The organism is Streptomyces sp. NPDC006743, from assembly GCF_040703815.1.
Lineage (GTDB): Bacteria > Actinomycetota > Actinomycetes > Streptomycetales > Streptomycetaceae > Streptomyces.
Genome location: NZ_JBEYJA010000001.1, coordinates 356,392 through 370,071 on the forward strand (window position 1 = coordinate 356,392; position 13,680 = coordinate 370,071).

Consider the following 13,680-nt stretch of genomic DNA (forward strand, 5'->3'; position numbering starts at 1 on the left):
CCCCGCGCACGCTGCCGGGGCGGGTCAGCGTGCCAGGACGCGGCGCAGCCAGCGCACGCGTGCCGCGCGGGCGTCCCGGGAGACGGCGGTGTCCGGGGCGATCTGGTCGAAGCCGTGGAAGCCGCCCGACCAGACGTGCAGTTCGGCGTCGCCGCCGGCCTGCCAGAGGGACGCCGCCAGGGCCACGTCCTCGTCGCGGTAGGTCTCGGCCGCGCCCGCGTCGATGTAGAAGGGCGGCAGCCCTGCGAAATCGGTGGCGCGGGCGGGCGCCGCGTAGGGCGGGACGCCGGGGGTGCCCCGCCTCTCGCCCAGCAGACAGGTCCAGCCGACGTCGTTGGCGTGCCGGTCCCACACGCCGCGGCCGGTCATCTGGCGGGCGGAGTGCGTGTCGTTGCGGTCGTCGAGCATGGGGCACATGGCGAGGACACCGGCGAGGGCGGGACCGCCGCGGTCACGGGCCATGAGGGCGACGGCGGTGGCGAGTCCGCCGCCCGCGCTGCCTCCGGCCACCACGATCCGCCGCGGGTCGCCGCCGAACCCGTCGATGTGCCCGGCCACCCATTCCAGGCCCGCGTAGCAGTCCTCCACGCCGGCGGGGTAGGGGTGCTCGGGCGCGAGACGGTACCCGGCGGAGACCACCACCGCGCCCAGCGGCGCCGCCCATTCGCGCAGCACGCCCGCGAGTCCGGTGCGGTGCGTCCCGCCGATCATGCCGCCGCCGTGCAGGTGGTAGACGACGGGGGCGCCCTCGCGCAGGGCGGCGGGGCGGGCGATGAGCAGCGGGACGCCGGGGGCTGCCGCCGGGCCCGGCACGCTCCGCTCGTGCACGTCGAAGGCGCCGCCGTCGCTCAGTTCCTCGTCCGTGGGGTCGGGGGAGGTGGCGGCGAGCAGGGCCCGCCAGCGGGGGACGTCGGCGGGCGAGGACGGCTCGGCGCCGGGGGGAACGGCGGGGCCGTCCAGGAAGGCCGCCAGCTCGGGGTCGAAGGGGACGGGCGGACCGGTGGGAGCGGAGTGGTCCTGGTGGGGGGTGCGGGGGTGGTGCATGTGTTCCTTTCCGTGCGGGGGCCTCGTCACCAGGTGACCGGCAGTTCGTGGACGCCGTAGATGAGCATGTCGTGTTTGAACGCGACGGCGTCGTGGGGGACCGCGACGCGCAGGTCCGGGAAGCGGCGCAGCAGTGCGGGGTAGGCGAGTTGCAGTTCGGTGCGGGCCAGGTTCTGCCCGAGGCACTGGTGGACGCCGTGTCCGAAGGCGAGGTGTCTGCGGACGTCGGCGCGGGCGGGGTCGAAGCGGTCGGGGTCGGTGAAGACGGCCGCGTCACGGTTGCCGGCGGCGTTGGCCAGGATGACTCCCTCACCGGCACGGACCAGCCGGCCGCCGACCTCCACGTCCTCGGTGGCGACACGGGCCAGTCCGCTGTGCGTGATGGTGAGGTACCTCAGCAGCTCCTCGACGGCGGACGCCACCCGGGCGGGGTCGCGGCTGTCGCGGACGACGGCGAGCCGGGCGGGGTCGGCGAGGAGCACGAGGGTGCCGAGCGCCGTCATGTTGGCGGTCGTCTCGTGCCCGGCGACGAGCAGGGACACGGCGATCTCCACGAGGAGGGCGGAGTCGAGTTCGCCGCCGCGCACCCGTTCCACCACCAGGGAACTCAGCAGGTCGTCGCCGGGCGCCCGTTCCTTGGAGGCGATCAACTCGCGCAGGTACGACGCGAGTCGGGAGCGGGCGGCGGTGAACTCGTCGACGGTGCTGTCCCGGGCGATCATCGCGCGGGCCGCGTCCTGGAACAGCGGCTGGTCCTCGCGGGGCACCCCGAGCAGTTCCCCGATGACCAGGGAGGGCATCGGCAGCGCGAAGTCCTCGACCAGGTCGGCCGGAGGGCCGGCGGCCTCCATGCGGTCCAGCAGACCGTCGATGATCTCCTGGATCCGGGGGGCCAGCGCGGCCACCCGCCGGACGGTGAAGTGCCCGGCCAGCATCCGTCGCTGACGCGCGTGCTCGGGGTCGTCCTGGGTGACGAACGCCTGGATCTCCGCGGCCCCCTGGGCCTTGAAACCCGCGCTCGGCGAGGGGAAGCCGGGCCGGGAGGGGTCGGCACTGAAACGGGGATCGGCTAACACCGCGCGCTGGTCGTCGTGGCGGGTGACCAGCCACGGGGTGCTCCCGTCCCAGATGCGCACCCGCGCGGGAGCCTCCCGCTGCCGCAGTTCCGTGTAGAGCGCGGGCGGGTCGAAGGGGCATCCGGCCGTACGGCCGGCCGGGAAGGCGGGGGGAGACGAAGTCATGTGCATGTTCCTTCTGCTGAGAGTACGCGGACACCTGACACAAACATGTGCCATACAAACATGCTTCAGGAGAAACCTTAAGCGCCCGCGTCCCGCCGGGCGGGTCGGAACTTCCGGGCACCCTTGCACCGCCCACCGCCCTGTGCCAGCTTGATGGTGCACCAACTCACCTGCCCCACAAGCCAGTTGGGAGGACTCCCCCCATGCGCCGACGGTGCGTCCCGCTTTTTTCCCTGCTCGGTGTGCTGACCCTGGTCTCCCTGGTGTTCCCCGCCCACGCCGACGCCGCCGTCCTCACGCTGCTGCCGCAGAACGCCGACGGCCTCGAACAGACCTTCTCGCCCGCCTACGACTACGACGGCGACGGCTGCTACGCCACGGCCGCCATCGGTGCCGACGGCACCCTCAACCCGGGGCTGCGGCTGGGCGGTGACGTCAACGGCCACTGCCACGACTACGTCCAGCTGGCCAACGCCAACACCTACTCGCGGGAGAAGTGCGACCAGGGCTGGTGCGCGGTCATGTACGCCAGTTACTTCGAGAAGGACCAGGCCACCCTCGGCCCTGCCGCGATCGGGCACACGCACGACTGGGAGCACGTCGTGGTCTGGATCAACGGCAACCAGGTCAAGTACGTCTCCGTGTCCCAGCACTCCGGATACCAGGTGGCGTCCGCCTCGTCGGTGCGGTTCGACGGCACCCACCCCAAGATCGTCTACCACAAGGACGGCATCTCCACGCACTGCTTCCGGTTCGCCGGGAGCAACGACGAACCCCCCGAGAACGTCACGGGCGGCTGGTTCTACCCGCGGCTGGTCGGGTGGAACGGCTACCCCGCGGGCTTCCGCGACAAGCTGATGGGCGCGGACTTCGGCGCGGCCACCATCAAGATCAGGGACGGCGACTTCGCGTACGCGCTCGCCCACTCCATGCCCGCCGGCATCCCGTTAGACCCGAACGCCTGAGAGTCCGGCCGGGGCACGTCCTCGCCCCCGCTCCCACACTTCCCTCCCCCGCCCACCCCGTCCGTCCCTCCGCCGCGCGGCGACCGCCCTCGCCGCGCGGCGGAGGCGGTCGTTAGGGTGTCCCGGGCGGTTGGCAAAGAAATGGTCAAGCCGCATGGGACCAGTGAGGGAGACAAGCGTGGGAGCTGCACGCATGAGCAACACACCGCTGCCGGGCATCGGCATGCGCTACGACCTGACGACCCGCGAGCGACGCCGCCTGTCGGTGGTGGCCCACCGGGACGGCACCCGGACGCTCAGCGCGTACCGGGAGGACGACGCCGACGCGTGCGCGCTGTCGGTGCGGCTGACACCGGGTGAGTCGGAGAGCCTCATCGACGCGCTGATGCCGGCGCACCACAGTCCGAACCTGCTGTCGACCACCGAACTGGGACTGGTGGCCGAGCGGATCACCCTGTCCGCCACCTCGTACTGGAACGGCAGGGTGCTCGGCGACACGCAGATGCGCACCCGGACCGGGGTGTCCATCGTGGCCGTGCTGCGCCGGGCCGAGGCGGTGCCCTCCCCCGGCCCCGACTTCCGGCTCGCCGGCGGTGACGTGCTGATCGTCATCGGCACCCTGGAAGGCGTGGACGCCGCCGCCGGAATACTCGGGCGGGAGTGAGCACATGCACTCGACCGCTGTCTTCCTCATCGAGTTCGGCGCGATCCTCCTCGGACTCGGACTGCTCGGCCGGTTCGCCGGGCGGCTGCGCTTCTCACCCATCCCGCTGTACCTGCTGGCCGGGCTGGCCTTCGGGGAGGGCGGGCTGCTGCCGCTGGGGGCCAGTGAGGAGTTCGTCGCGATCGGCGCCGAGATCGGCGTCATCCTGCTGCTGCTCATGCTCGGCCTGGAGTACACGGCCAGCGACCTGGTCTCCAACCTGAAGACCCAGTACCCGGCCGGTCTCGTCGACGCCACGCTCAACGCGCTGCCCGGTGCCCTCATGGCGCTGCTGCTGGGCTGGGGGCCCGTGGCGGCCGTGGTGCTCGCCGGTGTCACCTGGGTCAGTTCCTCCGGCGTCATCGCCAAGGTGCTGGGCGACCTGGGCCGGCTCGGCAACCGCGAGACCCCCGTGGTGCTGAGCATCCTCGTCCTCGAGGACCTGTCCATGGCCGTCTACCTGCCGATCGTGACGGCGCTGCTCGCGGGCAGCGGTCTGGCGGCGGGCAGTGTCACCCTGGCCATCGCCCTCGGTGTCGCCGGACTGGTGCTGCTGCTCGCGGTGCGCTTCGGCCGGCACATCTCCCGGTTCGTCTCCAGTGACGACCCGGAGAAGCTCCTGCTGGTCGTGCTGGGCCTGACCCTGCTGGTCGCCGGTGTCGCCCAGCAGCTCCAGGTCTCCGCCGCCGTGGGGGCGTTCCTGGTCGGCATCGCCCTGTCGGGTGAGGTCGCCGAGGGCGCACACCATCTGCTCGCACCCCTGCGCGACCTGTTCGCCGCGGTGTTCTTCGTCTTCTTCGGCCTGCACACCGACCCGGCGGACATCCCGCCGGTCCTCCTGCCCGCCCTCGCGCTGGCGGCCGTGACCACCCTGACGAAGATCGCCACCGGTTACTGGGCGGCCGGGCGGGCGGGTGTCTCGGTGAAGGGCCGCTGGCGGGCGGGCGGCACGCTGGTCGCGCGCGGTGAGTTCTCCATCGTCATCGCCGGGCTCGCCGTCACCGCGGGGACCGAGGACTCGCTCGGCCCGCTGGCCACCGCGTATGTGCTGATCCTCGTCATCATGGGCCCGCTGACCGCCCGTTGGACCGAGCCGCTGGCGCTGCGCCTGATCCGCGCGCGGCAGCCGGAGGAGCCCGCGGAACCCACACGTCAGGACACCGCGAAGGCGTCCGTCCCGGCGCCGCGCGGTGCGGTGGAACACCGGCAGGACACCGCCGGTCCGTCCTGACCCCGGGCCGCCGGAAGGCATGTCGACCACGTCCTGGGGAACGGTCGAGACACCTTCCGCGGAGGGCGACCCGTCAACTGTGAAAGCCCGCTCCTCGCACCATCCACTACGCTGCCACCAGCCACATGGCCCATAATCCACAATTCGACGCCAAGTGGCGTCCCAGCCGACCGGGGCAACACGAGAAGAGGCCGACACCATGCCTGAACCCACCGCTTCACGCGATCTGGCATCGCAGTACACCGCCCAGGTGACCGGTGACCTGGAGCGAAACCTCAAGGAGCAGGAGCGCGTCAGCGGCGAGATCGCCTCGCTGCAGGAGCAGTTGTCGATCCTGCGGCGCGACCACGACGTGCTGGTCAACATGCGGCAGGCGCTCGCCCAGAACGGCACGTCCGCGGCCCAGCAGGCGCCCGCCGTGGCGCCTGCCGCGAACACCGGGGCGAGCGCGGGCACGAGCACCGGCACGGTGCCCGCGCCCCGCCGCAAGAGCACCGCCAAGTCCGCCGCGGCCAAGCCGGCCACGGCCAAGGCGGGCGCCGCCGCCAAGACGGCCACCCCGAAGGCCGCCACCGCCAAGACGGCCACCGCCAAGGCCACTACGGCCAAGACGGCCACCGCCAAGGCCACTACGGCCAAGTCCAGCGCGGCCAGGACGAGCGCCGCCAAGACCGGCACCGCCAAGACGGGTACGGCCAAGGGCTCGGCCAAGTCCGCCGCCGCCAAGCCGGCGGCGGGCAAGGCCGCGGCGGGCAAGAAGGCCGCCGCCGGCACCGCCACCGAGAGCAAGAAGCCGGCGACGGCCGAGAAGGCCACGGCGACCGCCAGGTCCACGGCGGCCGAGAAGCCCGCGACAGCCGCCAAGTCCACGGCGGTCACCAAGTCCGCGACGGCCGAGAAGTCCACGGCGGTCACCAAGTCCGCGACGGCCGAGAAGTCCGCCGCGGCGAAGCCGGCCGCGGCCAAGGCCACCACCGCCGGCAAGCCGGCGGCCGCGAAGTCCACGGCCGCCAAGTCGGCCGGTGCCAAGTCCGCCGCCGGCCAGCCCACGCTGGTCGAACTGGTCCGCCGTCACCTCGGCGAGCAGAAGGAGCCGCGCTCGGCGGCGGAGGTCGCCACCGCCCTCGGTCAGGCCCATCCCGACCGTGGCATCAAGACCACCGTCGTGCGCACCACGCTGGAAGGGCTGGTGGCCAAGAACCACGCCCACCGCAGCAAGCAGGGCACGTCGGTCTTCTACACGGCCAACGACGCCGCCGAGCAGGCCCCGGCCGTCAAGGCCCAGACCCAGGCCCAGCCCCAGCCGGAACCGGCCAAGGCCTGAGAGCTGTGCGCAAAAGGGGAGTCCGGTCAGCTCGCGGTGTCCGGTGGTGCGATCGCAAGGCGCCGGAAGGTCCTCGTGGCGGAGCTGTCAGAGCCTTTCGGCAACGCCCGCGAGCGTGCGTGCCGGGCGTCGCGAGCCGGGCGCTCCTTTTGTCCGCAGCTCTGGGTCCCGGACGCCCCGGTGGGCCCGGACGCGATGTCACCGGGCCCGCCGGGCCGGGCCGGCCGACCCTGAACTTGGGCCGGTGCGAGGGAAGTTGGAGGAAGCACGGCGTATCACGGCAGCGGGAAGGGCAGGAGTGCGAAGGAGAGGGCACAGGCTCCTCATGACGGACCCGGAAGGTCCTGTAAGGTGAGCCTATCCTTACTTATTGCTCACCCGTCCTCATCGGAGTGCACATGTCCCTTCGCCGCCGCGCCCCCGTCGCCGTCGCCCTCGCTGTCGTCGCCGCACTGTCGGTCTCCGCGTGCGGCAGCGGCTCCGCCGGCGGCGAGAACTCCTCCTCCAGCTCCTCGAGCACCGGGGGCGGCGGATCGAAGTCGGTGGCCAAGGGCGGCAAGGACTTCGGCAGCGCGGCCGAGCAGACCGCCGCGCTGGGCACGGACGCCAAGCCCGGTCAGTGGCCGCGCACCATCAAGCACGCCATGGGCACCACCGAACTCGCCAAGCGCCCCGAGCGGGTGGTCGTCCTGGACGTCGGCGAGCTGGACAACGTCGTCTCCCTCGGCGTCGAGCCGGTCGGCGTGGCGTACACCGAAGGGTCCCCGCACCTGCCCTCGTACCTGAAGGGAGCGGGCTCGCCGAAGAGCGTCGGCACCATCAACAGCCTCAACCTGGAGGCCATCGCGGCCCTCAAGCCGGACCTCATCCTGGGCAGCCGGCTGCGTGCCGCCGACTCCTACGACGAGCTGTCGAAGATCGCGCCCACCGTCTTCTCCATCCGGCCCGGCTTCACCTGGAAGCAGAACTACCTCCTGAACGCCGCGGCCCTGGACCGCACCGCCCAGGCCAAGGCCGCGCTGGCCGCCTACGAGAAGCGGGCCAAGGCCCTGGGTGCGAAGCTCGGCGCCGACAAGCCGACCGTGTCCATGGTGCGTTACATGCCCAACGGGGTGATCCGGCTGTACGGCAACGACTCGTTCATCGGCACGATCCTGAAGGACGTCGGCGTTCCGCGTCCGAAGAACCAGGACATCGCCGACCTCGCCGCCGAGATCAGCGCCGAGAACATCGACAAGGCCGACGCCGACTGCATCTTCAGCGGGGTCTACGGCAACCCGGACGCCACCTCCCGCAGCAAGGCCCGGGGCAACCCGCTGTGGAAGAACCTCAAGGCGGTCAAGGCGGGCCACGCCTACGACGTACCGGACGAGACCTGGTACCTCGGACTGGGGGTCACGGCCGCCGACTCGGTCCTGGACGACCTCCAGAAGTACCTGACGGCCTGAGCCGGACGAAGGCGCGGACCGGCTCACCGGCTCGGCCACCGGCGGCGGCACCACCGGCGGCGGGGGCCACCGGGCATGAGACCGCCGACGGGAGACCGCCGGTGAAAGACCGCTGACGAGAGAGAGTGAGCGCGGCCCATGTCGCCCCCCAACCGCCGCCGAGCGGCCTGGCTGCTGGCCGGGACGGTCATGCTGCTGGGCGCCGTCCTGCTGAGCCTCGCGGTCGGCAGCCGGCAGATCGCCCCCGCCACGGTGTTCCAGGCCCTGCTGCACGGCGGCACCGGCGACGACGCGCAGGTGGTCCGGGCGCTGCGGGTGCCCCGCACGGTCCTCGGCGTCCTGGTGGGCGTCGCGCTCGCCCTCGCCGGGACGGTGATGCAGGGCGTCACCCGCAACCCTATCGCCGAACCCGGCGTCCTCGGCGTCAGCCAGGGCGCCGCGGCCGGGGTGGTGTGCGCGATCGCCTTCTTCGGCGTGCACACCACGGGCGGCTACGTCTGGTTCGCGTTCGCGGGCGCGGTGGTGGCGGCCGTGGCCGTCTACGCCGTCGCCAGCGGCGGCCGGGGCGGGGCGAGCCCCGTCAAACTGGCCCTCGCGGGCGCCGCGATGAACGCCTTCCTCGCCTCCGTGGTCTCCGCGGTCGCCACCACCCGGGCCCATGTCATGGACGAGTTCCGTTTCTGGCAGGTCGGTTCACTCGACGGGCGCGGCGGCGAGGTCGTCTTTGATGTCTGGCCGTTCCTGCTGGCCGGTGCGGTGCTGGTGGTCGTGCTCGCCCGCGGTCTGGACGCCCTGGCCCTGGGAGACGAGGCGGCCCGCGCGCTCGGCCACCACGTGGTCCGGGTGCGCGCCCTGGGCGCACTGGCGGCCACCGTGCTGACCGGCGCCGCGGTGGCGGCGGTCGGCCCGATCGCCTTCACCGGCCTCGCCGTCCCGCACCTGGCCCGTGCGCTGGTCGGCAGCTCGCACCGCTGGGTGCTGCCGCTGTCGGCCCTGCTCGGGCCGGTGATGCTGCTCTGCTCCGACGTGCTGGGCCGCGTCGTCTTCCCCCCTTCGGAGGTCCCGGTGGCCGTCATGACCGCGGTGATCGGCGTGCCGTTCCTCATCGCCCTCGTACGACGCCGTGCGGCGGTGGCCGCGTGAACCGCACCCGACCGGCCTCCTTCGCCCCGGCCGGACACACCGTGCTGCGCGCCCGGCGCGCCAGCGTCCTCGTGCACCGCCGGGCGGCGCTCGTCGCGGCCGGCCTCGCCGTCCTGCTGGCGTGCGCGGCGGTGGCGTACCTGTGCACGGGTGAGTCGTTCACCGCGCCGCGCGAGGTGATCCGCGTGGTGCTCGGGCAGCCCAGCCCCGACGAACTCGTCGTCGGCACGCTGCGGCTGCCGCGCCTGGTCGTCGGCCTGCTCGCGGGCGCCGCGTTCGGCATCGCGGGCGCGACGATCCAGACGGTCGCGCGCAATCCGCTGGCCAGCCCCGACGTCATCGGCGTCACCCACGGGGCGGGACTGGCCACGGTGACCGCGATGAGCTTCGGCCTCGTCCGGTACGACGCGCTGCCCTACGTCTCCGTCGCGGGCGGGCTCGGTGCCGCGCTGCTGGTGTACGTCTTCGCGTGGCGGCGCGGGCTGCATGCCTCGCGCTTCGTGCTCATCGGCATCGGGGTGTCGGTGGCGCTCGGCTCGCTGACCCAGCTGGTGCTCACCAAGGGCGATGTCGTGGTGGCCCAGCAGGCGAAGGTCTGGCTGACGGGTTCGCTCAACAGCCGGGGCTACGACCAGGCCGCGCCGCTCGCCCTGGTCCTGCTCTGCTCCGTCCCGGCGGTGGTGTGGGCGGCCCGTGCCCAGCGTGGCGCGGCGCTGAGCGACGACACCGCCCGCGCGCTCGGCATCCGCCTGAACGCGGTCCGGCTCGGGCTCACCGCGCTCGGCGTGGTCCTGACCTCCGTCGCGACCGGGGCCACCGGCCCCGTCGACTTCGTGGCCCTGCTCGCCCCGCAGATCGCCCGCAGACTCACCCGGACCTCCCAGATCCCGCTGGTGTCCTCGGCGTTGACGGGCGCGCTCGTCGTCGTGGTCGCCGACCTGCTGGCCCGCCGCCTCTTCCATCCCGTGGAGCTTCCCGTCGGCGTCCTGACGGCCGCGGTGGGAGCCCCCTATCTGATGTGGCTGATCGCCCGCACCGGCAGGCGGTCCCAGGGCGCCGCGTCCTGATCCCTCCCACGCACAGCAAGCGGGACCGGACCCGAGGGTCCGGTCCCGCTTGCTGTGCCGTGTCGTCAGGTGGCGTGTGTGCCCGGTCGGCGGGCGTGTGCCCGGTCAGGAGACCGCCACCCGGTCGTCGGCGCTCTCCGCGGGGGCGCTCCCGGCCGCCTGGCCCCCGGTGTCCGCTTGGACCGTGGTGTCCGCCTGGACCGTGGTGTCCCGGGACCTCTTGAGCGCGAGCGCGAGGACGGTGCCGACCGCGAGAGTGGGCGCGATCCACAGGAATCCGGTGCTCGTCGCGTGGGCGAAGGCGTCCAGGGCGGTGTCGCGGAGCCCGGCGGGGAGGTGGGCGATGGTGTCCGGGCGGGACGGGTCGAAGCCGCCGCCGGTGGGCAGGGCGCGGGTGCCGTGGGCGAAGCCGGTGGAGAGCAGCGTTCCGAAGACGGCGACGCCGAAGGCCGCGCCGATGGACCGGGCGAAGGTGACGACGGCGCTCGCCGCGCCGAGGTCGGCGGCCGGGACCGTGTTCTGCACCGTGGTCAGGACGACCATCGGGACCATGCCGATGCCGACACCGGTGATCAGGAAGTAGACGCTGAGCAGGACGGTGCCGGTCGCGGCGCCGATGGTGCCCAGCAGGAGCAGCCCGGCGAGGTTGACCAGCAGACCCGAGACGAGGATCAGGCGCAGACGCCCGGCGTGGGCGGCCCAGCGGCCGGCGAGGGACTGGCTGACGACCAGGCCGACGACGAGCGGCAGCAGGTGCACACCCGACAGGGTGGCCGAGACACCGTCGACGACCTGGAGGTAGGTAGGCAGGTAGACCAGCACGCTGAACATGGCGGCGTTGGCCACGAAACCGATCAGTGAGGAGAACACCACGGTACGGGAGGTGAGCATGGTCACCGGCAGGACCGGGGCGGCGGCACGCCGCTCGACGGGGACCAGGACCGCGGCCAGGACGACCGTGGCGAGGATCAGCCCGAGGATGGCCGGGGAGGTCCAGCCCCAGCGTTCACCGAAGGAGGTGACGAGGACGATGCCGGTGGCGATGGCGGCCAGGACCAGCGAACCGAGGTAGTCGATACGGGCCTTGGCCCCCCTGGCGCCGGCGGGCAGCACGCGGGCCGCGATGACCAGGGCGACCACACCGATGGGCAGGTTGATCAGGAAGGCCCACCGCCAGGACAGCTGGTCGGTGAAGATGCCGCCGAGCAGCGGACCGACGATGCTGGCCACACCGTAGACGGAGCCGAACATGCCCTGGTACCGGCCGCGTTCGCCGGGTGCGACGATGTCGCCGACGAGCGCGAAGGTCAGCACGATCATGCCGCCGCCGCCCACGCCCTGCAGTGCGCGCGCCGCGATCAGCTCGGGCAGGTTCTGCGCCAGACCGCAGGCCACGGAGGCGATCAGGAAGACGGAGGTGGAGGCCAGGTACAGGCGCTTGCGCCCGAACATGTCGCCGAGCTTGCCCCACAGCGGGGTGACCGCGGTGGACGCGAGCAGGTAGGCGGCGCTCACCCACGCGATGTCGTCGAACCCGTACAGGTCCTCGGCTATCCGGGGCAGTGCGGTCGAGACGATGGTCTGGTCGAGGGCGGCGAGGAGGACCGCGAGGATGAGGGCGCTCATGGCCGCGGCGACACCGCGGGTTCTCGGAGCGGGCGACTGCTGTGCCTTGGACATCGGAGGATCTTTCGGGGAGGGAGCGGAAAGGTGTGAGGGACGGGGTGAGGGACCGGAAGGTGTGGGGGGCGCGCGGCCGGAGGTGTCGTCCGGTCCGGCCGCGCGCCGCAGGGTGTCCGGGAGGGCGCCGCGGGTGTCCCGGACGGGTCAGACGGTGACGGTCTTGTACTCGGTGTAGGTGCCGAGGCCGACGGCGCCGTACTCGCGGCCGATGCCGCTGGCCTTGAAGCCGCCGAAGGGGCCGTCGAAGCCGATCGAGGCGCCGTTGACGGTGACGGTTCCGGTCCGGATCCGCCGTGCCACGGCCAGGGCGTGGGCCTCGTCGGCGGACCACACCCCGCCGGACAGGCCGTACTCGGAGTCGTTGGCGATGCGGACGGCCTCGTCCTCGTCGTCGTAGGCGATGACGACCAGGACCGGGCCGAAGACCTCCTCCTGCGCGATGCGCATGGAGTTGTCTACGTCGGCGAAGAGGGTCGGGGTGACGTAGTTGCCCTTCTCCAGGCCCTCGGGGACCTGCGGGCCGCCGGTGACCAGGCGGGCGCCCTCCTCGATGCCGATCCGGATGTAGTCGCGCACCCGCTGCTGCTGGTCGGGGCGGATCATCGGGCCGATGAAGGTGTCCGGGTCGTTCGGGTCGCCCACCTTGAGGGACTCCACCAGCTCCTTGAGGCCGGCCACGACCTCCTCGTACTTCTCACGCGGGGCCAGGATGCGGGTCTGCGCGATGCAGGACTCGCCGTTGTTGAGCAGCGAGCCGAACCTCACGCCCGCGACCGCCTTGTCGATGTCGGCGTCCGGCAGGATCACCGCGGCCGACTTGCCGCCCAGTTCCAGGGAGACGCGCTTGAGCTGCTCACCGGCGATGGAGGCGATCCGGCGCCCGGCCCGCGTCGAGCCGGTGAACGCGATCTTGTCGACGTCCGGGTGCGAGACGAGGTACTCGCTGGTCTCCCGGTCGGCGGGCAGCACGCTGACCACGCCTTCCGGCAGCCCGACCCGTTCCAGCAGCTCGGCCAGGAAGCCCATGCTCAGGGAGTTCTCGGGCGACACCTTCAGGACCACCGAGTTGCCCGCAAGCAGCGCCGGGATGATCTTCGAGGTGGCCGAGGAGAACGGTGAGTTCCAGGGGATCACCGCCGCCACCACGCCCACCGCTTCCCTGCGCACCACGCTGCGGAAGGGGGAGGCCGGGTCCGACGGCGTGAGCGTCTCCTCCCAGCCGAACTCCTCGGCCGCCTTCAGGTACGCGTTCGCCTGCCGGGTCAGGCCCGGCTGGCCCGCGCGGGTGAACCACAGCGCCGATCCGTTCTCCATGGAGATCAGCTCGGCGATCCGCTCCGCGTTCTCCTCCCGCAGCGCGTTGAACCGGCGCAGCACCGCCACGCGCTCCGCGGGCGCCACCGTCGACCAGACACCCGCGTCGAAGGAGGCCCGGGCCGCCGCGACCGCACGGTCCACGTCCGCCGGCCGCGCCTGCGCCGCCCGCCCGATCACCGACCGGTCGTGGGGCGACAGGATCTCCAGCAGCTCCGGATCGCTCGGCTCGGTCCAGGAACCCGCCACGAACAGCCGGTCGTACGTGATCATCACAATCCGCTCCTTCAGGTCCCGTGAGATCGGTGATCCCGCGGTCGATCGCTTATCTGTCACTAGACTGTAGCACTTCTTGTCGTTAGAAGCGCATAGGTGTGACTAGTGAAGGAATCAGAAGCCTCAGTGGAGGTACTTTTAGGGAATGAGAGCCGACGCAGCACGCAACCTGGAAGCCGTCCTGACCACGGGGGCGCGGATGCTCGCCGCCGACCCCGGCGCGAGCATCGCGAGCATCGCC

General features: G+C 72.3%; 11 protein-coding genes. 7 read left to right on the forward strand and 4 right to left on the reverse strand.

What is annotated here, in order from left to right; genetic code table 11:
* Positions 1-24: 24 nt before the first annotated feature.
* The gene (locus tag ABZ719_RS01485) at positions 25-1,044 is read right to left on the reverse strand and encodes an alpha/beta hydrolase (protein WP_366723219.1); all 1,020 of its coding nucleotides are present in this window, start codon (positions 1,042-1,044) and stop codon (positions 25-27) included.
* Between the two features lie 26 nt (positions 1,045-1,070).
* On the reverse strand, positions 1,071-2,291 hold the full coding sequence (locus ABZ719_RS01490; RefSeq protein ID WP_366723220.1) for a cytochrome P450: 1,221 nt from the start codon (positions 2,289-2,291) through the stop codon (positions 1,071-1,073).
* 197 nt (positions 2,292-2,488) lie between these two features.
* Here ABZ719_RS01490 and ABZ719_RS01495 point away from each other — a divergent pair, with 197 nt between their 5' ends.
* From ABZ719_RS01495 to ABZ719_RS01525, 7 genes are all read left to right on the forward strand, one after another.
* Positions 2,489-3,250, forward strand: coding sequence for an NPP1 family protein (locus ABZ719_RS01495; RefSeq protein ID WP_366723221.1), 762 nt, complete (start codon positions 2,489-2,491; stop codon positions 3,248-3,250).
* Between the two features lie 193 nt (positions 3,251-3,443).
* Positions 3,444-3,914: a TrkA C-terminal domain-containing protein gene (locus tag ABZ719_RS01500; RefSeq protein ID WP_366723222.1), complete on the forward strand. Its 471-nt coding sequence runs from the start codon at positions 3,444-3,446 to the stop codon at positions 3,912-3,914.
* 4 nt (positions 3,915-3,918) lie between these two features.
* A complete protein-coding gene (locus ABZ719_RS01505) occupies positions 3,919-5,184 on the forward strand; it encodes a cation:proton antiporter (protein ID WP_366723223.1) in 1,266 nt (421 codons plus the stop codon).
* A 199-nt stretch (positions 5,185-5,383) separates the two neighbouring features.
* A complete protein-coding gene (locus ABZ719_RS01510) occupies positions 5,384-6,508 on the forward strand; it encodes a hypothetical protein (RefSeq protein ID WP_366723224.1) in 1,125 nt (374 codons plus the stop codon).
* Between the two features lie 398 nt (positions 6,509-6,906).
* Positions 6,907-7,956 carry an iron-siderophore ABC transporter substrate-binding protein gene (locus ABZ719_RS01515; RefSeq protein WP_366723225.1) on the forward strand — a complete coding sequence of 350 codons (1,050 nt, stop codon included), beginning with the start codon at positions 6,907-6,909 and terminating at the stop codon, positions 7,954-7,956.
* 138 nt (positions 7,957-8,094) lie between these two features.
* Positions 8,095-9,099 carry an iron ABC transporter permease gene (locus tag ABZ719_RS01520; protein ID WP_366723226.1) on the forward strand — a complete coding sequence of 335 codons (1,005 nt, stop codon included), beginning with the start codon at positions 8,095-8,097 and terminating at the stop codon, positions 9,097-9,099.
* Positions 9,096-10,166 carry an iron chelate uptake ABC transporter family permease subunit gene (locus ABZ719_RS01525; protein ID WP_366723227.1) on the forward strand — a complete coding sequence of 357 codons (1,071 nt, stop codon included), beginning with the start codon at positions 9,096-9,098 and terminating at the stop codon, positions 10,164-10,166. The genes ABZ719_RS01520 and ABZ719_RS01525 overlap by 4 nt, the downstream gene beginning before the upstream one ends.
* 105 nt (positions 10,167-10,271) lie before the next feature.
* Here the strand turns inward: ABZ719_RS01525 and ABZ719_RS01530 are convergent, their stop codons facing one another.
* The gene (locus tag ABZ719_RS01530; protein WP_366723228.1) at positions 10,272-11,846 is read right to left on the reverse strand and encodes an MDR family MFS transporter; all 1,575 of its coding nucleotides are present in this window, start codon (positions 11,844-11,846) and stop codon (positions 10,272-10,274) included.
* Positions 11,847-11,993: 147 nt separating this feature from the next.
* Positions 11,994-13,436 (reverse strand): aldehyde dehydrogenase, encoded by a 1,443-nt coding sequence (locus tag ABZ719_RS01535; RefSeq protein ID WP_366723229.1) that lies wholly within the window; start codon positions 13,434-13,436, stop codon positions 11,994-11,996.
* Positions 13,437-13,680: the final 244 nt, after the last annotated feature.

What these genes read in the sequence shown, in the direction of transcription:
- ABZ719_RS01535 (WP_366723229.1), bottom strand. Translation starts at nt 13,436, where the DNA reads ATGATCACGTACGACCGGCTGTTCGTGGCGGGTTCCTGGACCGAGCCG.
- ABZ719_RS01495 (WP_366723221.1), top strand. Translation starts at nt 2,489, where the DNA reads ATGCGCCGACGGTGCGTCCCGCTTTTTTCCCTGCTCGGTGTGCTGACC.
- ABZ719_RS01505 (WP_366723223.1), top strand. Translation starts at nt 3,919, where the DNA reads ATGCACTCGACCGCTGTCTTCCTCATCGAGTTCGGCGCGATCCTCCTC.
- ABZ719_RS01490 (WP_366723220.1), bottom strand. Translation starts at nt 2,291, where the DNA reads ATGCACATGACTTCGTCTCCCCCCGCCTTCCCGGCCGGCCGTACGGCC.
- ABZ719_RS01530 (WP_366723228.1), bottom strand. Translation starts at nt 11,846, where the DNA reads ATGTCCAAGGCACAGCAGTCGCCCGCTCCGAGAACCCGCGGTGTCGCC.
- ABZ719_RS01515 (WP_366723225.1), top strand. Translation starts at nt 6,907, where the DNA reads ATGTCCCTTCGCCGCCGCGCCCCCGTCGCCGTCGCCCTCGCTGTCGTC.
- ABZ719_RS01520 (WP_366723226.1), top strand. Translation starts at nt 8,095, where the DNA reads ATGTCGCCCCCCAACCGCCGCCGAGCGGCCTGGCTGCTGGCCGGGACG.
- ABZ719_RS01500 (WP_366723222.1), top strand. Translation starts at nt 3,444, where the DNA reads ATGAGCAACACACCGCTGCCGGGCATCGGCATGCGCTACGACCTGACG.
- ABZ719_RS01485 (WP_366723219.1), bottom strand. Translation starts at nt 1,044, where the DNA reads ATGCACCACCCCCGCACCCCCCACCAGGACCACTCCGCTCCCACCGGT.
- ABZ719_RS01510 (WP_366723224.1), top strand. Translation starts at nt 5,384, where the DNA reads ATGCCTGAACCCACCGCTTCACGCGATCTGGCATCGCAGTACACCGCC.